This window comes from Pseudomonas sp. 05L36 (assembly GCF_056398125.1).
Window position 1 is genome coordinate 1 of the sequence record NZ_JBFTOU010000005.1, and the last position, 24,425, is coordinate 24,425.

24 protein-coding genes and 2 pseudogenes are annotated in these 24,425 nt (G+C 58.8%); 5 read left to right on the forward strand and 21 right to left on the reverse strand.

From position 1 onward, the window contains the following. Positions 1-910: 910 nt before the first annotated feature. Positions 911-2,362 carry a multiheme c-type cytochrome gene (locus tag AC1DKH_RS07005; RefSeq protein ID WP_477797795.1) on the reverse strand — a complete coding sequence of 484 codons (1,452 nt, stop codon included), beginning with the start codon at positions 2,360-2,362 and terminating at the stop codon, positions 911-913. 454 nt (positions 2,363-2,816) lie between these two features. On the opposite strand from AC1DKH_RS07005, the gene AC1DKH_RS07010 reads away from it, so the two are divergent. The 5 genes from AC1DKH_RS07010 (at position 2,817) to AC1DKH_RS07030 (ending at position 8,173) form a co-directional block, all read left to right on the forward strand. Continuing rightward, the gene (locus AC1DKH_RS07010; RefSeq protein WP_477797796.1) at positions 2,817-4,319 is read left to right on the forward strand and encodes a GGDEF domain-containing protein; all 1,503 of its coding nucleotides are present in this window, start codon (positions 2,817-2,819) and stop codon (positions 4,317-4,319) included. 781 nt (positions 4,320-5,100) lie between these two features. Beyond that, the gene (locus AC1DKH_RS07015) at positions 5,101-5,511 is read left to right on the forward strand and encodes a TadE/TadG family type IV pilus assembly protein (protein ID WP_477797797.1); all 411 of its coding nucleotides are present in this window, start codon (positions 5,101-5,103) and stop codon (positions 5,509-5,511) included. 21 nt (positions 5,512-5,532) lie between these two features. Next, positions 5,533-6,648 carry a TadG family pilus assembly protein gene (locus AC1DKH_RS07020; protein WP_477797798.1) on the forward strand — a complete coding sequence of 372 codons (1,116 nt, stop codon included), beginning with the start codon at positions 5,533-5,535 and terminating at the stop codon, positions 6,646-6,648. Positions 6,649-7,115: 467 nt separating this feature from the next. Beyond that, on the forward strand, positions 7,116-7,493 hold the full coding sequence (locus tag AC1DKH_RS07025; RefSeq protein WP_477797799.1) for a hypothetical protein: 378 nt from the start codon (positions 7,116-7,118) through the stop codon (positions 7,491-7,493). A gap of 422 nt (positions 7,494-7,915) precedes the next feature. Then, a complete protein-coding gene (locus AC1DKH_RS07030; RefSeq protein WP_477797800.1) occupies positions 7,916-8,173 on the forward strand; it encodes a hypothetical protein in 258 nt (85 codons plus the stop codon). 25 nt (positions 8,174-8,198) lie between these two features. Here the strand turns inward: AC1DKH_RS07030 and AC1DKH_RS07035 are convergent. From AC1DKH_RS07035 to AC1DKH_RS07130, 20 genes and pseudogenes are all read right to left on the reverse strand, one after another. Continuing rightward, positions 8,199-8,486: pseudogene (locus tag AC1DKH_RS07035) on the reverse strand (phage portal protein); the annotation flags it as partial. After that, positions 8,482-9,282 (reverse strand): DNA adenine methylase, encoded by an 801-nt coding sequence (locus AC1DKH_RS07040; RefSeq protein WP_477797801.1) that lies wholly within the window; start codon positions 9,280-9,282, stop codon positions 8,482-8,484. The gene AC1DKH_RS07040 and the pseudogene AC1DKH_RS07035, both read right to left, overlap by 5 nt. A gap of 150 nt (positions 9,283-9,432) precedes the next feature. Further along, positions 9,433-9,975, reverse strand: a complete 543-nt coding sequence (locus tag AC1DKH_RS07045) for a lysis system spanin subunit (RefSeq protein WP_477797802.1) — start codon at positions 9,973-9,975, stop codon at positions 9,433-9,435. Next, on the reverse strand, positions 9,957-10,520 hold the full coding sequence (locus AC1DKH_RS07050) for a glycoside hydrolase family 19 protein (RefSeq protein WP_477797803.1): 564 nt from the start codon (positions 10,518-10,520) through the stop codon (positions 9,957-9,959). Before AC1DKH_RS07050 ends, AC1DKH_RS07045 begins: the two co-directional genes overlap by 19 nt. Positions 10,521-10,554: 34 nt before the next feature. Continuing rightward, positions 10,555-11,604 (reverse strand): phage late control D family protein, encoded by a 1,050-nt coding sequence (locus AC1DKH_RS07055; RefSeq protein WP_477797804.1) that lies wholly within the window; start codon positions 11,602-11,604, stop codon positions 10,555-10,557. 82 nt (positions 11,605-11,686) lie between these two features. Continuing rightward, positions 11,687-11,893, reverse strand: coding sequence for a tail protein X (locus AC1DKH_RS07060; protein WP_477797805.1), 207 nt, complete (start codon positions 11,891-11,893; stop codon positions 11,687-11,689). Then, positions 11,868-12,713, reverse strand: coding sequence for a phage tail protein (locus AC1DKH_RS07065; RefSeq protein ID WP_477797806.1), 846 nt, complete (start codon positions 12,711-12,713; stop codon positions 11,868-11,870). Before AC1DKH_RS07065 ends, AC1DKH_RS07060 begins: the two co-directional genes overlap by 26 nt. Before the next feature lie 9 nt (positions 12,714-12,722). Then, positions 12,723-15,665 carry a phage tail tape measure protein gene (locus tag AC1DKH_RS07070; protein WP_477797807.1) on the reverse strand — a complete coding sequence of 981 codons (2,943 nt, stop codon included), beginning with the start codon at positions 15,663-15,665 and terminating at the stop codon, positions 12,723-12,725. A 150-nt stretch (positions 15,666-15,815) separates the two neighbouring features. Then, a complete protein-coding gene (locus AC1DKH_RS07075; RefSeq protein ID WP_477797927.1) occupies positions 15,816-16,127 on the reverse strand; it encodes a phage tail assembly protein in 312 nt (103 codons plus the stop codon). A gap of 12 nt (positions 16,128-16,139) precedes the next feature. Beyond that, a pseudogene (locus AC1DKH_RS07080) lies at positions 16,140-16,415 on the reverse strand (phage tail assembly protein); the annotation flags it as partial. Positions 16,416-16,429: 14 nt separating this feature from the next. Then, positions 16,430-16,933 (reverse strand): phage major tail tube protein, encoded by a 504-nt coding sequence (locus AC1DKH_RS07085; protein WP_115947639.1) that lies wholly within the window; start codon positions 16,931-16,933, stop codon positions 16,430-16,432. A 10-nt stretch (positions 16,934-16,943) separates the two neighbouring features. Continuing rightward, on the reverse strand, positions 16,944-18,110 hold the full coding sequence (locus AC1DKH_RS07090; RefSeq protein ID WP_477797808.1) for a phage tail sheath subtilisin-like domain-containing protein: 1,167 nt from the start codon (positions 18,108-18,110) through the stop codon (positions 16,944-16,946). A gap of 102 nt (positions 18,111-18,212) precedes the next feature. Beyond that, positions 18,213-18,647 (reverse strand): tail fiber assembly protein, encoded by a 435-nt coding sequence (locus AC1DKH_RS07095; protein ID WP_477797809.1) that lies wholly within the window; start codon positions 18,645-18,647, stop codon positions 18,213-18,215. Positions 18,648-18,665: 18 nt separating this feature from the next. Next, positions 18,666-21,230 carry a phage tail-collar fiber domain-containing protein gene (locus AC1DKH_RS07100; protein WP_477797810.1) on the reverse strand — a complete coding sequence of 855 codons (2,565 nt, stop codon included), beginning with the start codon at positions 21,228-21,230 and terminating at the stop codon, positions 18,666-18,668. Then, entirely contained in the window at positions 21,227-21,832 is a 606-nt protein-coding gene (locus AC1DKH_RS07105; protein WP_477797811.1) for a phage tail protein I, read from the reverse strand. Before AC1DKH_RS07105 ends, AC1DKH_RS07100 begins: the two co-directional genes overlap by 4 nt. 1 nt (position 21,833) lies before the next feature. Beyond that, a complete protein-coding gene (locus AC1DKH_RS07110; protein ID WP_477797812.1) occupies positions 21,834-22,715 on the reverse strand; it encodes a baseplate assembly protein in 882 nt (293 codons plus the stop codon). After that, a complete protein-coding gene (locus AC1DKH_RS07115; protein WP_477797813.1) occupies positions 22,712-23,038 on the reverse strand; it encodes a GPW/gp25 family protein in 327 nt (108 codons plus the stop codon). Before AC1DKH_RS07115 ends, AC1DKH_RS07110 begins: the two co-directional genes overlap by 4 nt. Positions 23,039-23,043: 5 nt before the next feature. Beyond that, positions 23,044-23,292 carry a hypothetical protein gene (locus tag AC1DKH_RS07120; protein WP_477797814.1) on the reverse strand — a complete coding sequence of 83 codons (249 nt, stop codon included), beginning with the start codon at positions 23,290-23,292 and terminating at the stop codon, positions 23,044-23,046. A 56-nt stretch (positions 23,293-23,348) separates the two neighbouring features. Then, entirely contained in the window at positions 23,349-23,906 is a 558-nt protein-coding gene (locus AC1DKH_RS07125; protein ID WP_477797815.1) for a phage baseplate assembly protein V, read from the reverse strand. Next, complete coding sequence (locus AC1DKH_RS07130; RefSeq protein WP_477797816.1) at positions 23,903-24,421, reverse strand: hypothetical protein; 519 nt, start codon at positions 24,419-24,421, stop codon at positions 23,903-23,905. Before AC1DKH_RS07130 ends, AC1DKH_RS07125 begins: the two co-directional genes overlap by 4 nt. Positions 24,422-24,425 lie beyond the last annotated feature (4 nt).

A 24,425-nucleotide genomic window follows, 5' to 3' on the forward strand; every position in this document is an offset into this window, starting at 1 on the left:
AATCGTTGGTTACATCTTTGATTTCTCGCGGAGTAACTTGYGATGCTGATAATCTGTTGACTAGCAGTCTGACTCCACAAGCACCCACACGAATTGCTTGATTCAGTTGTTAAAGAGCGGTTGGTTAAGATCTTTCGTCTCAACCGAGGTGCGCATCTTACAGCGCATCTTTTCAAATTGCAACCTTAAAAGTTTCTGATTTTTCAACAAAATCAACCACTTAAGCCAAGAACAACATCAAGCTGCTCGTTAGCGGGAGGCGAATAGTACAGTATTAAAATACGTGGTCAACCCCCACCTGCAAATTCTTCTTCCTTACCAAAGCGCCCGGGGTTGCCACCATGAAAACCTCCAGCGTCTATATAAGGCATCGGGGCAGCAGAGAGCCCAAACCATGTCGCCTGGACATGCAGGCACAACAACGATGAGAAAACACTCCGGCAAATGAATACTCAAGGATCCCGAGAGAATGGCAGGTATCGCGTCGAGAATGCAGGGGCCGGAACGGACTAGCCCGGCATGCCGGGCACGAAATACCCTGATCAATATGACAGAAACGAAAAAGCCCCTGAAATGTTTAACCATTTCAGGGGCTTAGTCTTATTCAATAATGGCGGAGAGATAGGGATTCGAACCCCTTCTCGTGTCCCTGAGGACCGCTCTAGGCCAGTAAAGTCAGCGTTTATGCGCGCTTTCCGAGGCGTGTTGCGGTCTATTGCGGCCTAGAATCTGCCCTAATTCTGCCCTAAACCTTTCCCCCTGAGCAGTGAGCAGTGAGCAGTGAGCAGTGAGCATCATTGGTAGGTGGTTTTCAGGTAGCAGCCGGCAAGCCTAATGATGGGCAATATAAAATCGTCTAATAGGCTGCTATCGCCATGTACCGTCACAACCACCGCGTGAACATATGCCGCTAGGGTCGGGACGCAGTGATCGGGGACAAGGGTACGCTCTGCGTGATTTTGGCCATCTGGGTGATTTCCACCTGCACCTTATCCTTGCCGAGCAGGTAGTCGGCCAGCTTCTGCGAAAACGGCCAGTAGTTCAGTGCGGCAGTCAAGGTGATCGGCCCGACGGCGTCGGCCGGCACCAGGAAGGAGAACTCCCCGACATCGTAGCCCTTGGGCAGAATGCGGTTGTCCGAGAGAATCTGCGTGGCATTCCAGACCTCGACGTCCAACGGATTGCCGTCCTTGTCGCCTATGTGCACCTTGAAGTTTCGCGTGTTGTCCTCGGTCTTGCCGTCCTTGATCGAGCCCAGCCGATAGAGCTCGCGACCACTGGCATCCAGCACCCGGAAATCGATCCACATCTCCCGTCCCTCCGGAAAACCGGTCGGCAGCTTGTGCCCGGCGCCGACGTTGGAAACTTTGATGGCCACCGAGGTGTATTGCCCGGGAATGATGGCTGCTGGCGGTTGCTGGAACGTTATTTCCGCTGCGCGCCCGAGCATGTCGCGCGCGCGTTGCGAGCCCTCTTCCTGACCGAGATGCTTGAGCATCATGGCGTTGGCTCCGCTGAACCAATGCGAGGCGACCTCTTCGCGGTCTGGCCCCATGATCGCGGCCTTGCCCGCAAAACCCGGCATATGACAGCTTTGGCAGGTGATATCGTTAAGGCTGTAGGCGCTCTCCTGCCATTCGTCATAAGTGCGCTCGACCGCCACGCTGCTGAAGGGATGCGTGACGTTGTGGCAGGTGCCGCAAAAGTCCGAGCGCGTGTGCAGAGCGGAATATACGGTGTCGTGATACGGCGAAACGGCATCTTTGCGCGGGCCGAACTTGGTCGGTTTACCGTGCGCTCGAGGGCTCAGAACATAGGCGCCGTTATCGAGGCCCGTGCGGGCACTGATGTTGTGGCAGGTCTCGCAATCGACCCCAGGCATCGGATGATTCTTCGCGCTGTCTTCAATTGAAGAGCGGTTGACTTCCGAATTGATCTGCCCCGTCGTGAGACCGATCGGGGTATGGCAGCCGGTGCAGAAGTTATCGACCTTCCCCTCGGTGGCCGAACTCGCACGCTTGAGCAAGGCCCGATAGATGGGTTCATCCCAGGCCTGGGACATCATCGACGAGCGCCACTGCTTGTAGATCTCTGTATGGCAAGCGCCACATACCTGGGCATTGTCGAAGTCCTTCACATTCAACACCAGGTTGCCGGGGGTATTGGCCCGGTGCGGAAAGAACGGCATCCCGCCAGTCACATGCATGAGCCTGGAGCGTGCCGGCTCCAGCCACTTCTCATTCGCTTGATGGTCATTGCCCTGAGGTTCGTCGGCCACCACCAGCGTCACCGTCAACAGGCAGGCCAGAAAGCACAAGCCGAGCAGCGCTACCCGCGCACACGTATATCTGGAGTGGCTCATAAGCATTTCCCCTGGACGGTTGCAGAGGAGGACGGCAGCACTTCTATTGAGTAGCCAGGGGTACTAGTTACATGCAATCACTCAATGGGGTACTTGCAGCTCCACAGTTTCCCGACTCTGCACCTTTCATGGTCGGGATACGCTCAATCAGCAATTACCTTGCCATCGATGTAAAAAAACATATCGGCCGACCTGAGAGCCCGGCAAACATTACTCAGGACTTGAAACTTTTGAGCTAATGGAGACGCGTATTCTGCCGGGGAATCGCGCCCATTAGTGGGGGGGAGCTCACTCCGAAATCGGGGGGGGGGGGGCGGGACAAAAGCACTTCAACAGCGCTACAGGCCCAAGCCTTACAGCCAAGCGTCTTTCACTCAAATGGCTTGACACTGGCGGAGGGTGGTGGTGCACCATCATAACAATGGCACTAGGTCGTGTATTAACGGGAGCAGCGATGAGGGCGAAGCCCAAAGTTCACTATGTAAAGAAGTTGCGGCTGCTCACCAACTATGCCCGGATAGCGGCAGTCACTGTCGTGGTGATCAGCCTAGTTGCACTGGCTGGCTGGATGTTTGATTTGCCTACGCTGAGAAGCGTGCTCCCCATCTGGACTGCGATGGTGGTTAATACAGCCAGTGCGCTGGCCATCCTCGGCGTGGGGCTATGGTGCGCGACCCTCCTAGAGTCTCAAGTCGGCAGCATGGTCAGACGCCTTAGCGCTGTCTTGGCGATGCTGGTAGGGGGGCTGACTCTCGTTGAGTATCTCACGCAGGTTGATCTTGCGATTGATCTGCTACTGCCCTTCCAGCATCAACGCAACCAACTCGGGCCTTTTCCGGGTCGTATGGCGCCCGCGACAGCACTGTGCATTCTGCTTTCTGGCCTCAGCCTGCTACTGCTCAAGAGGAGGCCGCTGTTATCGCAAACATTCGCTGTGTCGACACTGTTTATAAGCCTGATGGCGCTTGTCGGTTATGTGTTCGATGTCAGCGCTCTCTATACGGTCGAGCTCTATAGTTCTATGGCCGTCCACACAGCTCTTGCACTGTCCTTACTTAGCACCGGGGTATTAGCGCTCCAGCAGACCTCGGAACTGGTCGAATTGCTGATAAGTGATACGGCTGGAGGCAGTATGGCAAGAAGCATGCTGACCAGTGTCCCTCTGGTGATTCTCAGTATCGGAGGCGTCCTGATAGTCGGAGAAATGCTGGGCTACTACGACAATCGGTTCAGCCTCGCGCTGATGGCGACCCTGAGCATCATCACGCTCGTCACCGTGATTTTAAGGACTGCCAACCATCTACGTTGGGTCGATAAATCTAGAGGACGTGCCCAGGCAGAGTTGGCTGCTCTGAATGCAGAGCTTGAGACACGGGTGACCGAGCGAACTAGTGCACTCGAAGCGGCAAACGACAAGCTTAAGGTCGAAATGGCGCAGCGACAAAAGATTGAAGACGAGGTGCGCCGACTTTCGATGACAGATGAATTGACCGGTTTGCATAATCGCCGAAGCTTCTTTCTTATGGCGGATCAGCTCATGCGCACTGCTCGCCGGAATGAACAATCCTGTTTGTTAATTTTTATTGATTTAGATGGACTGAAAAAGACCAATGACGCCCACGGTCATGAGGCTGGCGATTTGGCGATCACTGCCGCCGCACAGGTGCTCAAAGAGGCGTTTCGGGATAGCGATGTCGTGGCCAGGATCGGTGGTGATGAGTTTGTAGTCTTAGCTGCCAATGCGGGGGAGCCGGCGGATGCCCTCACGACTCGTGTGCACGCACTGGTCGATGAGTTCAACGGTAGTGATCGCTGTAGCTATCCCATTGCACTAAGCATGGGCGCTGTCGGTTGTTCACCCAAGGAGCTGAAGCCACTAGGTGAGTTGCTTGCTAGTGCTGATGCTTTGATGTACGCCAACAAGCTGCGCCGTCGCTCCATTTTGATGGATTCCTAATGTAGTGATTACACGTTCGAAGGTAAGCAACAGCGCAGCCATCGGCACGCCTGATGTTGGTTCAGTGGAGGCAGAATTGACATAGCGGTAACTCAGTGGGGAGCGCTCAGCGAGGTGGGCGTCACCAGATGGCGGACTTGAGGTGGGCAACCGACCGCCTCTTCAGCTTGTATTGTCAGTACGGGTCGATTCATTCGTAGTCTACAGGTGCATGCTCCGCCCTTGACAGCTTCCTGCAAACCGTTACGGTGGGGCGGACTATCTATAATGGGCCGTTTGCAGCCCTCCGTGACGGGCAGCAATCGGCCATTAGCGACGACCACTACATCACCAGCGACAACTCTGATTCGATCAATTTACTCAATTTGATTGAAAACCCTCAGCCCTATAGAGATACGGCTATATCTAAGCAAGCAAACCACTTCAATTGCTGACTAATATTGCAAAAGCTTAGATAGCTACGGACCCATAGAGCGTTTTGGAATAAACCCTCGATGAATGTGTCAGCATCGTGCATTTACTTATACTATTGATTTATATCGGCAATGCGTCAGGTCTAGTGTGAGTTGGCTTCTGCAGCAGTTGCTTCAGCAGCCAACTACACAACCAAAAATCCCACAAATTAACGTTAGGCAGGCTTTACTTTTGACCAAATGAATCTATGGTAAATACGTAAACGGCTGATAGTTTACGAAGCAATGGAATCACCAGTTAAGTGGCGCATGCAAGTCTAGAGCATGCATTATCGTACAAGAGGTTTCAGGTAGCAAAGGTGGGTAGCATGAGAAAAAAACAACAAGGACTTGCCGCTATCGAACTCTCGCTCGTGTTGCCAGTTTTTTTTCTCATCCTATTTGTAATTATGGAATTTAGTATTGCCCTTTACAATAAAGCCATAATAACGAATGCCAGCCGAGAAGCCGCAAGAGCTGGCATAGTACTAAAATCGCCGAAACTCACCACCGCTCAAATTCAGAGCGTTGCCAATAATTATCTAGGCTCTAACTTGATAACATTTGGATCTTCCGTCACCCCGGTGGTAAGTGTTACGCAAGGGGGTGGAGGATTCTTTGGAACACCACTCACCGTCCAAGTTTCATACCAATACTCCACTATGATTCTGGGCGGTATGCTCCACGTAGTCGACAGCCCCATTAACTTGTCGGCGACAACAGTAATGCTAAATGAGTGACTTCAATTTAGGATGTTCACCATGTGCACAGCGATTGAAATTAAAAGCACTGCCATACGCCAATATAGCCAAAAAAAAATAGCAGGCCATATTAACATTAAGAGAAACCAGCAAGGCGCAGTGTTGATTTTGGCTGTCCTTGCACTGCCCATACTATTTGGTGTTTCAGCATTGGCTATAGACTTTGCTTATGCTTACGTTGTGCGCAATGAACTTCAAAACGCCGCTGATGCCAGTGCCCTTGCAGGCACGGGCTGTCTATACCCGCGCATTGAATGTAGCAACTCAACTAGCAGCGCACATGATTTCACCACAGCATCTAGTCGCGCAAATACGACGCTTGCACGAAATAAAACCGAAAACGTCGCCATAACCAACGGTAGTATTAAAACCGGTTACTGGGACGTTACAAACCCTTCAAGTGGCGTGCATACTTTGCCGGGTGCATCAGATTTTCCAGCTGTGCAAGTGACTATCAAGAAAGATACAGGCCTAAACGGCGGACCTGTAAATACTTTTTTTGCACGTATTTTTGGGGTTGACACCGTACCCATTACCTCCACTGCTACTGCGATAATATCAAGCCCGGGAACCGTTGTGCAGGGGCTTCTCCCCATCGTAATCACTAAATGTATGTACGATAACTTTTGGGATTCAAGCTCAAACCCGAAACAACCGAGAAATGACCCAGACACGGGAAAGCCCTATGTAATTAAAATTGGATCATCCTATCATACCGGACCATGCGAAGCTGGGCAGTGGACATCATTTTCTGATGACAGCAATAACGTTCCAACAATAAGAGACCTTATTACTTATGGAAACCCAACATCACTCAGTATCGGGAGTAATACCTGGATTCAGCCTGGCACTAAAACCACACTTTTTACCTCGGTAAATGATTGCAGTGCGGCTGGGGACAAAAGTTGCGAGTATGTTACGGTTCCGGTCGTTGTAGATATATCCACTCATTCGTTTGTTCCCATTGTGGGTTTTGCTTGCCTCCACATCGACTCTGCGGTTGGAGGATCGGGAAAATACATTCAAGCTGAAATGAGTACAAAGTGCCCCCCTGTTAACTCAAGTGGAATTGGCCCAGCGTATGGCGCCATTACACCACCACGACTTGTTCAGTAGTGAAAAAACGATAGCCATCATAGGTACCGCCTATGGGGTATCGTCGTACCGCTGTTCAGGTTTTCTATTTTTCGAACATCTGAATGTCTCGACTTACGGGTTTTCTATCTTTACCGAAGGAGGAACTCTCATCAGTACTGTGACGCTTCCGGGAATCGACTGAACCGCCCACATTTCTCTAGTAAACTTTGAACAGCTTTTGGTCGAGGCTGTGTAAAAACGATTTGGATTGACGCTTTGCCCGAGATCACGCGGAAATCGCACACCTAGGTAAAATCCAGGTTTGTTGGCCGGGTGACCCCGCCGCTTACCTATAACGGGGGCTATGTTCAATTGCCCGGTACAGACTAGGCGCTGCTGGTTGAAAACTGCGCCACTGATGGCGACCCAAGCCCCCAACTTCTGGCGCAGCAACGCATTCACTTGCGACTTAAGAGTGAACGCGCTAATCAGGAAGGGAGTTCGGCATGCTGTTTTTCAAACCCAAGCGACAACGCGCGCTTGAACGAGACCTCAAGGGATTCATGCGCAGGCTCACAACTCTCAGTACCGACACCAAGCTGATGACTTCTTACAAGCTGCGGGAGTATCGACGGGCCCTGGAAAACGACACAGGTGGACTGCCGGGGTTTATGGCGTTGTCGTTTGACGGAAAAGTCAGTTACATGATTCCTATCATTTTGCAAATGAACAAAGCTATAGATCAGCAGAATGAGGTAGATTTCATGGCGGCTTACTTGACCGTCATGCTGCTGGAGAGCATCAGCTGCGACTATCACTCGACGATGAAAAAGGTCATTGGTGTGATAGAAAAGATCGCCACGTTCCGGTGGGATGAGTCATAAAAAACCATCCAACAAGAAACCCTGGAAGCGCTTAACCGCGACCAGGCGTTGCGTGAGCTGCGCACCTGGGTGTAGTGGTCAATTAATCCCGGACACGATGTTAATTTTTCTCTCGGACTGAGCTGGCGCCTTGTTTGGGGCCCCTTCAGGGCGGGCCTGACGGCTGGCCGGCAGCCTAATTACAGCTGCATGGGAAGCATTCGAGTGTGTTGGATATCGAAACGGTGTCAGTCGTCGCAATGGTGCAGGCGCGCCGATCCCCCCCTAGACTGGATGAATAGTCCCCCTGACACTGGTTTTACGTAGAGACCGCCACTCACTCGAAAAGGACACGCCATGGCCAGCCCTGCCCTGCTCGATACACCGCCCGAACTCTTCACCACGGAACCGCTGGCCTTCGGCTTGTTCGCGGGGTGGCGCTGATGGCCATCCGCTATCGCGGCTTCGTAGACGTGGTGTTGATCGGTGCTGACGGCAGCAATCATGTCGAGCGCTTCACGGCCATCCTCAACGAAATCCTGCCCGGCCTGATTGAAATGAGCGCGCCGCACAGGCTGCCGGCGGCGCGCGGCTCACATACGATCTGCGTCACCTTGGACGATGGCCAGACCCTTAGTGGTGATGTCGGTTATGTTGGCGACTACGGACTGACCTTCAGCCGACCCAGGGGTGAAGGATAATCAGCGTTTACTCACTGTGTGAGGTTTATTTCCCCACTTCAAACTTAAACAGTTTGAAGCGAACAATCTCTTCACCCAGCCAGTCATTGACCTGCTGCAGACGCGCCTGAATCGGCTCCAACTCATTCATCACCCAGATCTGCACCGCTTCCTTGATCCATCCGAACCCAACCGCGTTCTGCGGTAGGATCCCCATCAACTGCGGCGGAATCCGCAAGGCAGCCAGCATGTCGTCGCGGCTGATGTTTTTAATTGAGCCAAACTCATCCTTCGTTACCACCTCACTGACCGGTATCAGCTGAGAGCTGTCACGTTAAAAACAGCCCTCCTAACGCTGCTGGCTCCCAGTTCATAATGACTAACTCGCCACTGACCTCGGCGGTGCCCTGCCGCTGGTTGGTCGTGGTGTAACGGATGTCCAGCCTCTCAAAGTGAAAGCCTTCAAACACCCGGCGGATGTCCGGGTGGTCGTTGATGCTGACCATCACCTTGCCTTTGCAACGACGCATGAAGTCGGCCATGCGCTCGTAATTTTCGAACGGAAAGTCGACGCCATACCCGGCGGTCTGCCAGTAAGGTGGGTCCATATAGTGGAAAGTATGGGCCCGGTCATAGCGCTCCGCGCATTCCAGCCAGGGCAGATTTTCGACGTAGGTGCCGGACAGGCGCTGCCAAGCGGCCGAGAGATTTTCCTCAATCCGTAGCAGGTTGATGGCCGGGCCGGTGGTCGCGGTACCGAACGTCTGCCCCGTGACCTTGCCGGCGAAGGCATGGTGCTGCAGGTAAAAGAATCGAGCGGCACGCTGGATGTCGGTGAGGGTTTCGGGGCGGGTCATCTTCTGCCACTCGAATACCTGGCGTGAGCTGAGCGCCCATTTGAACTGGCGCACGAACTCTTCGAGGTGGTTCTGCACGACACGGTACAGCGTCACCAGCTCGCCATTGATGTCGTTGAGGACTTCAACGGGCGCAGCCTGGGGCCGCATAAAGTACAGCGCGGCGCCGCCGGCAAAGACTTCGACGTAGCACTCGTGAGGCGGAAAGAGCGGAATGAGGCGGTCGGCCAGGCGGCGTTTGCCGCCCATCCACGGGATGATGGGAGTAGACATAGATAGCAAGACCTTTACTGTATGGATAAACAGGTGCTAGGCTCGCCGCGCTTCGTGCACGGAGTAAGAGCCTTGGCTGGACTTGCAGGGACGATCTGCAGGGACGGCGGCCGGGCTGGATGTTGACGCATCCAGACCGGTCGCTCTTTTTCACTTCGGTGTTGAGACTTCTTTTGCGTAAGCCTGACAGGCTGCCAAGGCGATCAGTCCTTGGTCGCCGGCATCGGTGATGCCGATAATTCGTTGAGCATGCGCTGGGTCAAGTTGGGCTCTTGTGGGGCCATGAACCACGCTGCCGGGGGCGGTGGAGGCTGACATTGCGCAGCCGCTGGCTGAATCGGTGGCGTCGAGTAGGACTGACAGGCGCACATCAGCAGTGGCAAGGCGGTCGCGCAGGCGACTTTGATCACGTTGGGCATCGCTCAAGGCTCGGTAATGGGTTTGTTCGCTGGTTGAAAGCCGCTGCTCCAGGGCCAGACGTTTGTCCTGTTCGGCACGCTGTTGCGTGGCCGCGGCCAAGGCCAGCTGATTGAGAGTGTCGGTGTGCAGCCGGGCCTGTTCGACAAATTGACGGCCGTAGCGCCAGTCCTGAACCTGCCAGGCCAATGCGGCAGCACCACCCGCGACGGCGGTCAACAGCCCACCGATAGCGATCACTCGATACGGCGCAGGGATCAGGTCGACGAGACGCATAACACCGCCCTCGCCCGCTCCCACAGCTGCAGCCGATCCGCCAGGCCATTGAGGCCGCCGTTGATCTTGCGGGTGATCGCCTCGAACTCGTCCCGATCCGCGAGCGCGTTCAGTTCCCGTATCCACCAGAACCACGCGGCGGACTCGGCCGCCCATTGCGGCAGCTCGAGCAGCTCAGGGGTGCGCAACAGGCGTTCATCACCGAACAGCGCCAGGCTACAGCGCAGGTAGTTGCTGTGGCCGGTGATCTGGATCAGGCCGCGACCTCGATAGCGCTGGCCATCCCCGTCGGCTTCCGGAGTGTTACCCAGCTTCACCGCCAGATTGCCGGTGTCGTATTTGCTCAGGTACTGATCGCCACCCAGTTCACGCACGTACTGCAGCTGACCGGATTCGTGCCCGACCTGCGCGAGGAACGCGGCCTGGCGTTTCGGCGTGTTGATTTGCCGGTGGACCATAGCGGCGTTTAGCGCGGATACAAAAACGCCCGCTTGGCGGCGGGCGTTGGGCATGATGCGTTGGAGTTGTTGCTCAGTTAATGGCATTCGCTTGCTCCTATTGCTGTGACGAACGACGTCGCTATTGATTCAGCTGCACCACCTTCAGGTTTTGTGGTTGTTTTTTCTTCTTGCCTTTGGCCTTGGCTTTGCCCTGCTTGCCGCCGTTGCACTCCACTGCGGTCGACCAGCCGGACTGGGTGTAAACCTGTTCGACCGAATCCGTCAGGTACTCACCGTCTAGCCCGTCCTTGAAACCCTGAGCATTGATCGATCGTTCGGCGAAGATGTCCGTGCGCCCGGGCATTTCCAGACGCACGCCAGCACCGGAGCGATTGAACGCGGCCAGGCGGGCCTTGGCCGCGGCCTCGGCGGCGGTTTTGTTGGGGTAGATATGCCGGTCGGTATGCACCGCTGGCAGGCCATCGGGCACGTCGTCGTTGTCTAATGAGACCACCACCAGCTTCCCGTTTTTCTTGTCCTGATGTTTGGTTGCCACCGCCTTGTGCGCACTGCGATCCCCCAACCGAAACTGCCAACGGCTGACATCGCTGCGCGTCAGGGTGATGGCGCCGAAGGCCTTGCCGCTTGCGCTCTGGCCGCCTTGGCGTGGCATCACCAGCAACTTGCCCTCGGCCACCTTGGCGGTGCAGTCGTACTGCCTGGCCAGGCGAGTGAGGAAATTAAAATCGGACTCGTTGAGCTGGTCCGCCCGGACCACTTTGGTCGAGACCGAGCACCCTGGCTGCCAGCCGTTGCGTGCAGCAATGTCGGTCACGATGGTCGACAGCGGCACGTTTTCCCAACTGCCACTGCGGATGGTCTTGCCCGTGCCGCGCATGTCACTGGCCTTGCCCTTGATCACCAACGTGTCCGGCGGTCCCGAGACCTCGACCTCGTCGACCACGTAACGCCCCATGCGCGCCAGCGACGTTTCGGCGTAGCCGAGGTAGACCTCGATGGCACTGCCGCGGGACGGCAACGTCACCTGGCCATCGCGATCATCGATGCGCAATTCGAACTCATCGGATTCCATCCCGGACTTGTCCAGCGTGCGCAGCTGGATCAGCCGATCATTGATCAGGGCCGTGATATCGGCGCCGTTGGCGACGATGCGAAACCTAGGGGTCATGGATTTTTTCCAAAAAAAAACCCGCACAAGGCGGGTATGAAAGTAAGGAGCTTGAGTTATCAAGCGGCACGAGTGTAGACCATCAATCCCATAGCGTGACCTGTTCCTGTACCGGCGTAGCCAAATCAGGCAGCGTGATCACCACGCCGGCGCGATAGGGTTGCGGCTCATCGGCCAAGCCCTGATTGGCATCCAGCACCGCTTCAACACTGCCCGTCAGGTGGCCATAAAAGTTATGGCAGATGGTGTCCAGCAGATCTCCGTCAGACGTTCTGCATGTCGTCGCCATAGCGCACAAACTCCAGAGTGAACCCTTGTCTACGCGGAATTCCGCCGTGCATCAGTGCGCCCTGCTCTTCCGTGATGGTCTTCAGGCACCAGGTGCCCATGACATCGCCGTAGCCTGTGGTCAGCGTTAATGGCTTCAGTTGAGCGCCAATGCTGCGCAAGGTGTCGAGCTGCTTCAATCCGCCCTTGAAGCCCGGGTAGATTGTGCCTTTCAGGGTGATTTTCTCTTCACCGATGCCCACCGCCTGCTGCGCCGGCCGACGAGACAGGCGCTCTTGCGAGGCCCAGCGAAACTCGGTCGAGCGCGTCAGTTCGTCGAAGGCCGCCGTGTCCAGGTTGAAGTAGTACGGTTGCGCCTTGGGGTCCTGCGGCTGAATGATCAGCAGGTGCGGAAACGGCTTCACCGCTTCGGGGGCCGGTGTGGCGTCGGTGGCAAACACACTGGTGGGCACGATGTTGGCCAGCGACGGGCTGACCTGGCCGGCGATCTTGTTGATCGCCGTCGTTGCCTTGCCCGCCTGTTCCTTCAGCGTCCCCATGCGCTCCTGCACTTCCGCGGCGGCGCGGGTGGCCCGTCCGTAAGTGGCCACCACCTGCCCCACCTTGGCCTGCGCCGCATCCACGCCACGCATCACCCGCTGCAGCTTGGCGCCGATTGCCGGCCCCACAAACGGAATATTTTCCAGTTCGGACGCGGCGCCGGTAATCTCCCGGATCGCACCATTGACCGGGCCGAGCATGCCGTCCGCACTGCGGCGTCCGGACTCTCCGGCTTCGACCAGGTACTTGAGGCCAGCCTGCAATTGCTCCATGTAAGCCATGGGTTCTCCTTACAAGTGGGGTTCATCGAACAACTGGCTCGACGCGTTCTGCTTCGCAGCATCGGCCATCATTCGCTGCATGTACGGCATCAGGTCCTGAGCCAGGCGCTGTGGATCTTTGACGTCGCCTTGCACCGTGACCGGCATGTTCAGGGAGTACTGGAACTGCTGATCCACTTTGGCCGATACCGGTTTGTCTGGCTCTTTGGGCGGGATCACCACTGCCGCCGGTTTGACCGGTGCCGGTGTCGCCAGTGCGCGGGCGACATCACCCAAGGCCGGGCTGGGGGGCGTCGCCGGAGCCGCCAGCAGCAGCGCGCCGGACTCGTTCGACCCGCCGAAAGATCGCCCCATGCTGGCCAAGCTAGGCACCACCGGACCGGGTCGAGGCGCCATCAGCAACGGTGTTGCTGGAGCTGCTGGCTGTTCTTCCTCGCCACCAAACCACGATTTACCTACGACTCCGCCCAGTGCGGTACCGCCCATGCTGCCCAGGTACGCACCGACCATGCCGCCAATCGCGGTACCGATGATGGGCACCACCGACCCGATGGCCGCCCCAGCCGCGGCGCCGGCCATGGTGCCTGCCAGCGAACCCGCTGCCGCCCCGTAACCCTCGGCTTTTTGATCTTTCGTCTCGGCATTCAGGTAGGTGTCGACGGCCATGCTTCCGGCCTCCAACAGTGAGCCGCCCGGGAGCACTTTGCCCACCTTGCCGACCTTCCCCACCGCTCCCGCTACAGTCGCGACCTTGGCCATTACTCCACCGGTTGGCGGCAGCGGTACGGGTGGACGCGGCACGGGAACAGCCGGCCGAGGTAACGGCATCGGCGCGGGCGTCCTGGGCACGGACATCGGTGGTCGCGGTACCGGTGTTGCCGGTCGAGGCGTGGGCACCAGTGAGCGTGTCGGACCTCTCGGCCGTGGCGGCGTGGCCACCCGACGCCGTCTCGAGGAGTTGCGGGGAGCCCCGCGACCCCGGCGCCGATTCTCAAACGGCCCCCCGCCACCGCCGCTCAGATCTGCCGCGTTCACCACAAACACCTTCCGGATGCTGCCGTCTTCCAGACCGGCTTGCACCCCACCGTCGCCGGTGGCTTCTTTGGCGAGCGACACCACCTTGAGCCCAGTCGCCACCAGATCGACACCACCGGCTTTTTTGCCCTCCTGTCCGTCAGCGGTATCGCTGGCCTCGGGCGAGCCCTTGACGGCCGCGACCGTCTTCAGCCCAGCCTCGACCAGGGCCAAGGCTTTACCCGTCTTGCCCTTGGGCTCTGCCCCCGTGCCAACACTACCCCCCTCCAATGAGTTGGTGACAAAGACCTTCTGCACCTCGCCGGACTTGCCTTTGCCCAGTGTCCCGCGCGCCAGGTTAAGCAATCCCTTGCCGATCTTGAACGAGCTAACCGCCGTCTGCAGCGCGAGTAATCCACCCCCGACTGCCGCAATTCCAGTGACCACGCCGGGCGAGCTGTCCGCCAGCGCGGTGATGCCCTTGGTAACTTTGGTCAGCGCTTCCGCCACGGTATCCGTCACCGGCCGCAAGGCGTCACCAACGCTGCGCATGGCGTCGTCCATCGACTGCGCCATTTCCGCCCACTTCTGTGACGACGATTCCCGCCGCTCGGCCAGGTTTTTGTCGAGGATGCCTGAGGCTTCGCGCGAGTCGTTTTTCAGCTGGCTGTACAGCGCCTTGTTCTGCAGGTAAGCCGACAGCGCGGCCTTGACCTGCATGTCGGCGAACAGGTCGCCGGTGCGCAAGGCCTCCTCGAGCGACGCCATCATGGCCTTGGCCTTTTCCGGATCCGCCTCCTGGCTAATCTTCGACGTGGCTTCGGCCATCAATGCCGCCCGTTTCGGGTCGGTGGCCTGGATGTACTTCTGCGCCAACGCCATGCTCGATTCCAGGGTCGACAGGCCGTTTTGCAAACCGGTCTGCATCGAGCCCTTATAGTCGATGCCGGCCTTTTTGTAGGCCGCCACGGTGTCGGTCGAACCGATCTTGCCCATCCAGTTTTTGAGGTTGTTCGCCGCCTCGTCGGCGCCGCCGGCGGTTTTCATCTGCACCTGCAGCATCGCACCCAGCTGCGTCACCGCGTCCATGCCGGTGATGTTCAAATTGCCCATGTTCGACAGCAGTTCAGGGAACCAGCGGGCCATGTCGACCGCTTCGAAGCTGCCGGCCTGTCCCTGAAAGGCAATCGCTTCGAGCGCCTGCTGCATCTGTTTGGCGTCGGTGATCTTGGCGTTCTGTCCGAGCGCGTTGATCATCTTCGCCGTGTCGGCGCCGTTCGAGCCCTGACCCACAGCAAACTTGGCCGCGACCGGGGCATATTCCAGCGCCTTGGCCAGGTCCATCCCGGCCCCCACCAGCTGGTTGACCACGTCGGCGACGTCATTGCGCGCCATGCCGGTGTCGCGTGAAGTCTCGATGATCTTCTGCGACATCTGCTTTTCTTTCGGATCATTGGCAATCCCGGCCTTGATCGCAATGTCACGGACAATGGCCCCGAAGTCGGCACTGACCTTGGTCGCAATGCCCACCGTCGCCACACCGGCAACGGCCTGACCGACCGTGCTTTTCATCCCGGCCTTGCCGGCGTCGATCTGCTGGTAACCCTTGGCCTTGAGTTCCGCCTTGTTCGCGGTCTGGCCCAACGAGCGGTACGCCTTTTCCAGCCGACCGACCTCGATGCCCTGTTTTTTCAGGCTGTCGAGGTTGGAATTCAGGCGGCCCAACAGCTTGGACGCCCCAGCGGCGCCGCTGTCGTGGGCCTTTTTCCATTCATCGCGCAAGCGAATGGTGTCGCCAATGGTGCGTTGCAGCACCCGCGCCTTGTTGCCTTCCGCTTCCAGGCGCTTGATGCGCCCGGTGACCTCATTGAACGCAGCGCCGACTGTAGGACTGACGGCCCCGCCGATCACTAACCCGAGGGAGAGTTTGTTCGCCATGTCATGGCTCCCCTGTGCAGAGCATTACCGGAAGCGGCTCAATCCGTGAGCCACCAGACCATCTCGGAAAACGGCATCGACTGAATCTCGGCGGCGGAAAATCCGGTGTCCGCCGCGAGACGCTTCGCCACCCTTTTCATCACCCCCGGATCAAACCCCGTCGTCTTGCACCAGGCGAAAATAGCCGGCCTGCAGGCGGTTGTAGTCCACCACCTTCAGGCCCTCCAGGTCGGCGATTGCCGCGCCGGACAGCTCCGCGAACAGCACCAGTTCGCGCTGCTCGTCGTCACCGCCTGCCGCCCGATCCGCGGCCCGCACCTCGCGCACCGTGGGCGAACGCAGGGTCAGTGTGTCGATTCGCACGCCGTTGATCTCGCTCGGGCGCGACAGGCTGACCACGGCGTTTTCGGCGGTGACCGACAACCAGGCGGGGAGCGACTCCGAATAGTCGGCGTGCGGCACCAGGTTCGAATAGGCCGTCTGCAGGCGGCGATAGTCCACCACCTTCAGGCCCTCCAGATCCTTGAGGCCCGCTTCAGCCAAGCTGGCGAACAGCTGCAGCTCGCGCAGCTCATCATCATCGCCGGCCGCCCGGTCAGCGGCATGGACCTCGCGTACCAACGGTGCGCGCAGCACCAACGTATCCACCTTCACCCCGTTGACTTCGCTCGGACGTGTGAGCGTGACGACGGCGTTGTCAGTATTGAGCAACAGCCAGGCCGGCAGCTTGTTTGCAGATTGCATGGTCATCCAGTGCTATTCCCTTAGAGGCCGAGTGCGGAGCGCACTTCGGCGAGTTGGTCTTTGCCATCGATCACCTGAACACCGGCGATCATGTCGATTTCGTACATCACGCGGCCGTCGATTTCGAGCTTGTAGTACACCGGCGCGATGGCGTGTTTGATCTCCGCCGGATCGCCGGCTTTCCAGTCACCGAGGTCGACCTCTTTCAGCAGCCCGCGCAAGGTGGCCACGACCGCCGTGACCGTACCCTTGTGGCCCCGGAAGGCGCCGCGGAACGATGCGTTGAACGCCGAGCCATCGGCCAGACCGAAGTGCTTGAGCGACTCGCGACGCACGCCCTTGGTGACAAAGGACGCTTCCATTTTTTCCAGGCCCTGAGCCATCTCGATAGCCCCGGCCATACCGCCGCCTCGGTACTCGTCGGTTTTGGTGGTCAGCTTGGGCAGGGTCAGGCTCGGCACGTCACCGGCAAAGTTGACGCCGTCGACAAACAGATTGGTGTTGTACAAGGTTTGAGGAATCATCTAGCGCTCCTTAAGCGTCGAGGACTTCGGTCAGCCACTGGTTGGTGACTTCGATCAGGAAGTTCGGGTTTTCCGCCGGCGGCACGTCGGTGAAGCGGATGCGCCAATACACCTTGCCCTGCTCGATCTGGCTGGCGGTGTTGAGTTCGGTGTCGGCGAACACTTCGAAGTTGATGATTGCGCCAGCGTTTTTCTGATCACGCATGAACGCGTCCAGGCCTTCGGTCACTTCCTTGACGTAGGTCTTGGTGATCGAACGGTCGACCGCCCACTTGTGCCCCGCCTGGATCGCATCCATCAGGATGTCGCAGGTCCGCACACGGGTGACGAAGGCCCACTTCGGATCGCTGGAGCAGGTACGGTTACCCCACAGGCGATAGCCGCCGTCGCGGATGATCGTGGCGATGTTCGCGCCGTTGAGCAGGTTGGCCCGGCAGGTCTCGTCGCCGTCCAGGTATTCGATTGGGCGGGTGGTGCCGGTGATGCCGACAAACTCCTTGTTGGACGGCGATGCCCAGTAGCCGTAGTTCGCATCGGTCCAGGCAAACAAACCGGCGGTCCAGGCCGAGCCCGGCGCGTCGACCGTGGCACTTTCCACCGTGCTCCAGAACTGCACCCCCGGATCGACCAGGAAAATCCGCTTGCTGCCGAAGTTCTCGGCATAGGCCATCACCGCCTCATCGGTGGTGTTCGGTCCGTCGATGATGGCCATGGCGCGCAACTTGCCGGCCAGGCTGTCCATGGCGGTGGCCACGGCCTGGGTCGCGGAATGCCCTGGAGCAATCAGCAGTTTCGGTTGGGCGTTGTGCACGCTCTTGCCGTCGAGCAGCGCCTGCAGGCCGGTCCGCTGTCCGGAGGCCAACACGCCACCGATGATGGCCGAGGTTTGCAGCGCCGGATCCTCCAGCTTGGGTACGCCGACGGCGACGATCACTGCCTTGGCCCGCGCATAGATCGCCTGCGCCGCTCGAGTGATGGCCGAGTCAGCACCGAAGGCGGCGATGGCTTCGCGTTCGGTGGTGATCAACATCAACTCGCCGGCCTTGGCCGTGCCACCGCCGAGCACGCCCGGGGTAAAGGTGTCGCACAGGCCGATGATCGACGACGACGGCAGCGCAATGGTCCGCGCGCCGTTGTCGATCAGCGAGGTCGTGACGCCATGGAAGAAACCACTCATAAAGGTCAATCTCCAGAAAGGGAAAAGCCCCGCATTCGCGAGGCTGTTGGGTGTGGGTGTTACGCGTAACGGAAAAGAAAACGCCCCGTCAGTGCGGGGCGTTTATAGGTTTTGCTCGGCCAGCCAGGGCGGCGCGATCGGGCGATGATCCACCAGAGGAAACTCGCCATTCTCCGGCCAGTCGCGTAAGGCCTGGCGGTAGCCCAGCAGCTCGGTGAACCGCTCGTTAATCAGCGTTGTGGGCCGTCCCATATCGCGCTCATCGCGATGACGGGTGATGACTCCATCAGTCGCCACCAGCTCGCCATCGCGCCAGTTGCGCTCGATCGCGGCGACTTCCTCAGGAGTCAGCGGTGGCGGCTCGATCAGCACCGGGTAACCGTCGGCATCCTCCCGAATGATTTTCCCCTGCGACTGCCCTTCGAGTAGCTCGTGATGCCGTTCCGACGTGATCTGCTTGGCCCCTTCGGGAATGTTTTCACCATGCAGACGGTCATCGTAAAAGCCGCGTGGGTCACTTGAGTAGTAAATGGTCATGGACTTTCCTCTATGAAGTTACTTACCGATGGCGCGCCAAGAGAAGTGACGGACGTTGTTCGGGACATCGGTGTACCAGACGGTCGCCTCAAATTTGTTCGGGAGTGGGAGGCCGACCTGCCAATTGGTCTTGTTCGCCCGGTAGGTGCTGCCAGCCCCGTCACTGGCATCCAGATCCGTGGTGCTGATGCCAGCACAAGCCACAACCGACAGGCATTGGGTAGGAAAGGCTGTCGGGAACACAACATCGAACTCCCAGCGTCCGTTGGCCGGGTTCGCTGAGCCGATCACCTCACCCCATTGCTCGAACAGGCCGCCGCCTAGATAGCGGTAACCGTTAGCCCCAGTGTTAGCGGGAAGAGCGCCGCTACCAATCACCAACCAGAGGCCGCCGTACTGCGTGACCGTTATTTCATCGTTCGGCAAGAGCGAAAAACTCGTCGCCGTGCCACTTGTATTGAAGGCACCGATAAAGGCGTCAGCCCCCGTCCGTGCAAGCGTGCATGCCCCAAGTCCGAGGTTCACAAGGTGAATACTTGCGCCGTTTGCCACGGTGGCGGCGCTAGGGAGGGTCAGCGTCGAGCCGGCAGAAGCTGACACCACGAACTCGCCGCCGAAATCTGCGAGCGTGATGGCGCGGCTGGCCGATATGGAAGTAGCGGTTCTTTTATTGCCCAGTGCGGCCTGTACGAAGGCCGTCGTGGCTAAAGACGTGTCGTTGTCGAATTGCGCCGGCGTCGGCCCTGTTGGATTGCCTGTGAATGTCGGGCTAGCCAACGGAGCCTTTAGGGCCAGTGCGTTGACCATGGTGGTGGCAAAGTTAGGGTCGTTCCCGAGTGCGGCTGCCAGTTCGTTAAGCGTGTCCAACGCACCCGGTGAACTGGCGATCAGGTTGGCAATCGCGGTCGCCACGAATGCCGTTGTCGCCAGTTGTGTGCTGTTGGCCCCCGGTGCCGCTGTTGGTCCGGCCGGAGTACCGGTGAACGTTGGGGACGCAAGGTTGGCTTTCAGCGCACCTAGAGCTGCCACGAATGCCGTGGTCGCCAGTTGTGTGCTGTTGGTCCCCGGTGCCGCTGTTGGTCCGGCCGGAGTACCGGTGAACGTTGGCGAGCCGAGGAATGCGAATTCCAGCCATGGCTGGAATACCCCAACTGATTTACGACGGTAAAACGCCCGGTCTGCTTGAACGCCAAGCGACAACTGGACACCGTTGGACGCATCGACCGGCAACGCCAAGACTTTCGTCCACTGCGGCATCGGTGCATTGGCCGTGGTGCTGATGGTGCTGCGCGCCTCTACCTGGGCCGCGCCGACGGTATCCGCGTCGTTGCCGCTGGGGCCACCCGAACTCTGTGTGTACAGACCGGCGGTGACCAGCCGTGCCAGGACGTGCGCAGTCGTCGCAATCTGCGTGCTGTTACTGGTATCGGGAGCCGTCGGCGCCAATGGCGTACCTGTGAAGGTTGGGGAATCCAGCTGCGCTGAACTTTCCCATGCCCCCCAAGTACCGTTGAACCGCTGGCGCCAGAACATCATGCGCTTGTTGGCCGCCACGGTAGAACGTGTTGTCGCGAGTTGGAACCCTTCGTTCGCTGCCCCTTGAGCGTGAATTACGATGTAGCCGACTGCCGGGGAGGTCGGGTTACCCGTGGCACCGGTGGCCGTGTAATAGAGCCCACCCATCGAAAGCGCATCAAGGTCCGTTACCAGCGTGCCGGTGCTCGCTCCCAGCCCCAGCGCCGCCAACGCATTCTGTATAAATACCTGAGTGCTGTTCTGGAACGTCAAGGCCGTGGTGCCCAGGACAATCGCGCCATCGGTGACCAACTGCCAACTGGTGTCCGCTTGCGTGGCGCCTTGCTCGACCGACACCTGTAGCGCCGACGTGACCTCGGGACTGCCATCGGCATCGGCGGCGCGCGCCCAGGCACCGGCGGCCGCGACGTACAGGCCGTTGTCTTTGGCCAAGGTCTGGTTTTTCACCAGCACTCGATCACCCGCGACCAGGGCGATACCGTCAAGGGTCTGAAGACCGGTCAGCGCGATGTTGGCCGTGGTCGCCACCCGCACCGATTGCTTGCTGTCGAGCTTGTAGATTTCCTCCTGCACCTTGGTATCGACATAGGCTCGGGTGGCCAGCACCACGCTCGGATCGATCTTCAGTTCGACGTTGCTGGAGTTGCTGACAATCATGTTCATGCGCACGACTTGCGTGCGGCCGGAGCCTTGGGCGAGCAAGGGCTTAAACGACGGCGCGCAGTTGGCCACGGCTACCAGATCGTTGTCCGTGTCGTACAGGCCGATTTCGCGAATCCACCAGCCGCCGACATCCTCAGGAATGACCTGCTCGGCGATGATGATCCCCGCGTTGACGGGATCGACCTTGAGCTGATTCAGCGGCGCACGACGGCGCTCGTTGATCAATGCCGTCTGCGTCGCAGACGGCTGAGGCTCGGTGCCATTGGCGTCACCGACGCCCATCTGAGTGATTTTCCACGGGATGCCTAGCGCGTCAGCGTTGGCCTGCTTGGCGACGCCCACGTTGGTCAGGATGGCTAAAAACTGTGAATTCTGGTCGATCATGAGAATACATCCAGGGTGTCAATTGTATGGTCGCGACCGCCTCGGCCGATAACGCCGCTGACTTCGATGTCACGTTGGACAGGTGGATACACGTCAATTACATCGCCCTCGTAGAGAGCGGCATGGAGCCTCAAAGCGCCCTGGCTTTCCAGGCTGATCGCCAGCCCTGTCAGGTGCCGGGTCACCGGCTTGGCGTCGTCGATCAGGCGTTCCAGCTCCTGATACATTTCCTCGGTGATCCCGGTGTCCAGCACGCCCACCTTGAGCGCGAAGGTGCCCGGCACCCCCTCCGGCACTGTGTTGAACCACTCGATAATCTCGATCAGGTAGCCCAGGGGCTCGACCACCCGGCGCAAGGCGCCGATGGTGCCCTTGTGGGCATGGATGTAATACGACGCCTTGATGGCCGCGCGCTTGGTCGCCTCGCTCCACCGGTAATCCCAGCGATCGACCGACCAAGCCCACGCCAGGTGCGGCAGCAAATGCACCGGACAGGTATCGGCGTTGTAGAGCGTGCGCAGCGGGACAATGGTTTTTTCGTAAAACGACGCCTCCAGGGCGCGCTCCAGTTGTGTACTGTTGAGTGGCAGTAGGCTGTTCATGTCAGCCCGCCAGATTCACGGTGACTTCGGTGCAGAACGCCGCCTGCGCCTTGGTCGGGGCCAGGTCAACCCAACCGACCAGCTCAACCCGAGACACGCCAGCGATATGCAGTTGCGCGTCCACCGCCGAACGCGCCACTTCGACCCCGAGCCGCTTGCGTGGATTGATCCAGGCGTTAACGCGGTTTTTGGCCTCGGCCAGACTGGCGTCAGCCTCAGGCCCGACACTGCTCATATGCAAAATGGCATCAATGCGGTAGTCGATAATCTGCGCGCTTTGCACGGTCAGCCGATCACCCACCGGCCTGACGTCCTCGTCATTCAGCGCCGCCTGGACCGTGGCCAGCAGTTCAGGACTGGCCACGCCATTGCCCTCGGAACTCAGTACCGTGACCGTAACGTTGCACGGTGCCGGGCTTTCCGCCGTGGCATCCGCGACCAGGCCCGACGCATTGCGCGCGTGCAGGATGTAACTGTTACGCGGCCCGGCCGTGGTCAGCCCTTCGTAGGCCAACTGAATGCGTTCACGGAACGGATCGTCTTCCTCCCTGACCTCCGGTACCGGCGGCACCGCCAGCAGATCCTCGGCCTGAATGACCAGGCGCTGGAGATTGACGTTGGCCCCCAAGTGATCGAGGTCATCGCGGATGGCGTGTGCCAGTAACAGCGCCTTGCCGGCGTCGTTGACCCGGGCACGGTTGCCGATCTTGATATAAGCCCCCACCTCCAGCACCTTGGTAACCGGATCGCTTTCCAGCGCCGCGTTCCAGTTGTCGCCCATATAGCCGCGGAAGACCCCCAGTCCTTCCTCATACACCGCTTCGAAATCCAATGGCTCCAGCACGCTCGGCGCAGGTAGCGACGACAAATCAACGATGCTCATACGCCCACCTCCAACAGCACGACGTCGCCTTGATACTTGCCGGCGATCTTCAGATTGATTTGCCCGCCGATCACCGAAATGACCCGCACCTGGTCCAGCTTCAAACGCGGCTCCCAGCGCCCCAAGGCCCTGGCGGCTTCTGCCTGCACGGAGCTTTTCCAGCCCTCGTTAACGGGCAGGTCGACAAAACGCCGCAGCGAGCTGCCGTAGGCTGGTCGATGCCGACGACTGCCCAGTGGCGTACCCAGAATGTCGCCGATGGATTGCCGCAAATGCTCGATGCCGGAAATGGGCTGGCCGGTGTGGCGATCCATTCCGATCATCTGGGTTACTCCTTCAGCAGTTCGAATTCGTCATGGGCTTTCAGAAACTTGACGGCCTCGGTGTCGGAGCCCGCGATCTCGACCAGGCCCTTCGTCACCGGCAGGCCGCGCTGGCTCTCCGGCAGGATCAATTGACGAGAGGTGTAAACCTTGTCGCGAAACTTCATCAGCGTCGAAACCGGTAGTGATGCCGGCTGCGGCAACGAATCAGGGCTCGCGGGTAAATCGGTGACAGGCGTATCGCTCTTGGCCATGTGGTTGCTCCAGGCGTAAAAAAGCCCGCACATGGCGGGCCGTTGGGAGATTGAAATTAATGCGTGTGGTGATTGCTGTTGCCGCCGACGTCGAGAATCGAACCGGCACTGGTGATGTCCTGCGTGACGTGTAACGGACCGTCGATGGTCACCGCCCCTTCCAGGTTGATGTTCCCGCTCGTCACGTTGACGGCGCTGTCGGTGACCACGGCTTCGGTACCACCGACCTTGATGGCCACCGTTCCTGTTGGCAACGTGATGGCGTAGCTCTTGGCCTGCCAGTCGTACACCAGCGAACCGCCATCATCAAAACGCCAGACTTCGACGTGATCGCGGTTATCTGGCTGGCCACCAGCATCCCCGTAGAGCCCTGGGATAAAGGTGCCCATGCCAGCCTGGCCGCTGGGATTGAACAGCACCCCCTGTTCGTTCAGGCTCGGCGCCCGCCAGTGACGGGCCTTGCCGGCCGCCAGGCTGTGCCAGCGCACCCACGCGCTGACCCAATCACCGGCCTGCACCCGAACAGTGGCGACCGCCAAATCCACACCGACCACCACGCAAGGCATCAGCATGGCGGCAATCATGCGGTCATGCTCGGCAAGGGCGTAGCTCATGGCACGTCATCCGCTGGAAAGAACTGCTCTTTGCTGTCGTTGTTGAAGCCGAACCACAGCGAGCCCGGTTGCTCATCCGGCCATGGCCATTGTTGTGCGCCGAGGTAAATCTGCTGATGCCATTCCACCAACCAGACGGTATAGCCATCCAGCTCCGGCCGGGTCCAATCCTGCCCGGCCTGAATGAACACCGCCGGTTCAACCGCCAGCCCCCAGGTCTGCGCCCGCAGAACCACCGCGAGCTGGGTGGCCAGTTGCACGGCCTGCTGATGATGGTGCGGTTTGATCGGATCGACGACGATGCGTGCCTCGAACCGGCACACCAGGGTCGTTTCCCCGGTGCCGATATCGACGCCCGGTTCAATCTCGGCCATCTCCAGAAACACCGCCGGCAGCGCCACTCGATCTTTAACATTTGGCCAGGCCGTCACCGCACACACCCCCGGCAACTCCGCCAGCAGTTGTTGCTCAATGGCCCGATACAGCTGATCCAGACTAAAAGGCTCTTCCGACACAGCA

What these genes read in the sequence shown, in the direction of transcription:
- AC1DKH_RS07060 (WP_477797805.1), bottom strand. Translation starts at nt 11,893, where the DNA reads ATGGCGACGACATGCAGAACGTCTGACGGAGATCTGCTGGACACCATC.
- AC1DKH_RS07045 (WP_477797802.1), bottom strand. Translation starts at nt 9,975, where the DNA reads ATGCGTCTCGTCGACCTGATCCCTGCGCCGTATCGAGTGATCGCTATC.
- AC1DKH_RS07015 (WP_477797797.1), top strand. Translation starts at nt 5,101, where the DNA reads ATGAGAAAAAAACAACAAGGACTTGCCGCTATCGAACTCTCGCTCGTG.
- AC1DKH_RS07070 (WP_477797807.1), bottom strand. Translation starts at nt 15,665, where the DNA reads ATGGCGAACAAACTCTCCCTCGGGTTAGTGATCGGCGGGGCCGTCAGT.
- AC1DKH_RS07115 (WP_477797813.1), bottom strand. Translation starts at nt 23,038, where the DNA reads ATGATCGGAATGGATCGCCACACCGGCCAGCCCATTTCCGGCATCGAG.
- AC1DKH_RS07105 (WP_477797811.1), bottom strand. Translation starts at nt 21,832, where the DNA reads ATGAACAGCCTACTGCCACTCAACAGTACACAACTGGAGCGCGCCCTG.
- AC1DKH_RS07025 (WP_477797799.1), top strand. Translation starts at nt 7,116, where the DNA reads ATGCTGTTTTTCAAACCCAAGCGACAACGCGCGCTTGAACGAGACCTC.
- AC1DKH_RS07040 (WP_477797801.1), bottom strand. Translation starts at nt 9,282, where the DNA reads ATGTCTACTCCCATCATCCCGTGGATGGGCGGCAAACGCCGCCTGGCC.
- AC1DKH_RS07110 (WP_477797812.1), bottom strand. Translation starts at nt 22,715, where the DNA reads ATGAGCATCGTTGATTTGTCGTCGCTACCTGCGCCGAGCGTGCTGGAG.
- AC1DKH_RS07005 (WP_477797795.1), bottom strand. Translation starts at nt 2,362, where the DNA reads ATGAGCCACTCCAGATATACGTGTGCGCGGGTAGCGCTGCTCGGCTTG.
- AC1DKH_RS07085 (WP_115947639.1), bottom strand. Translation starts at nt 16,933, where the DNA reads ATGATTCCTCAAACCTTGTACAACACCAATCTGTTTGTCGACGGCGTC.
- AC1DKH_RS07095 (WP_477797809.1), bottom strand. Translation starts at nt 18,647, where the DNA reads ATGACCATTTACTACTCAAGTGACCCACGCGGCTTTTACGATGACCGT.
- AC1DKH_RS07050 (WP_477797803.1), bottom strand. Translation starts at nt 10,520, where the DNA reads ATGCCATTAACTGAGCAACAACTCCAACGCATCATGCCCAACGCCCGC.
- AC1DKH_RS07090 (WP_477797808.1), bottom strand. Translation starts at nt 18,110, where the DNA reads ATGAGTGGTTTCTTCCATGGCGTCACGACCTCGCTGATCGACAACGGC.
- AC1DKH_RS07030 (WP_477797800.1), top strand. Translation starts at nt 7,916, where the DNA reads ATGGCCATCCGCTATCGCGGCTTCGTAGACGTGGTGTTGATCGGTGCT.
- AC1DKH_RS07020 (WP_477797798.1), top strand. Translation starts at nt 5,533, where the DNA reads ATGTGCACAGCGATTGAAATTAAAAGCACTGCCATACGCCAATATAGC.
- AC1DKH_RS07100 (WP_477797810.1), bottom strand. Translation starts at nt 21,230, where the DNA reads ATGATCGACCAGAATTCACAGTTTTTAGCCATCCTGACCAACGTGGGC.
- AC1DKH_RS07055 (WP_477797804.1), bottom strand. Translation starts at nt 11,604, where the DNA reads ATGACCCCTAGGTTTCGCATCGTCGCCAACGGCGCCGATATCACGGCC.
- AC1DKH_RS07120 (WP_477797814.1), bottom strand. Translation starts at nt 23,292, where the DNA reads ATGGCCAAGAGCGATACGCCTGTCACCGATTTACCCGCGAGCCCTGAT.
- AC1DKH_RS07125 (WP_477797815.1), bottom strand. Translation starts at nt 23,906, where the DNA reads ATGAGCTACGCCCTTGCCGAGCATGACCGCATGATTGCCGCCATGCTG.
- AC1DKH_RS07010 (WP_477797796.1), top strand. Translation starts at nt 2,817, where the DNA reads ATGAGGGCGAAGCCCAAAGTTCACTATGTAAAGAAGTTGCGGCTGCTC.
- AC1DKH_RS07065 (WP_477797806.1), bottom strand. Translation starts at nt 12,713, where the DNA reads ATGGCTTACATGGAGCAATTGCAGGCTGGCCTCAAGTACCTGGTCGAA.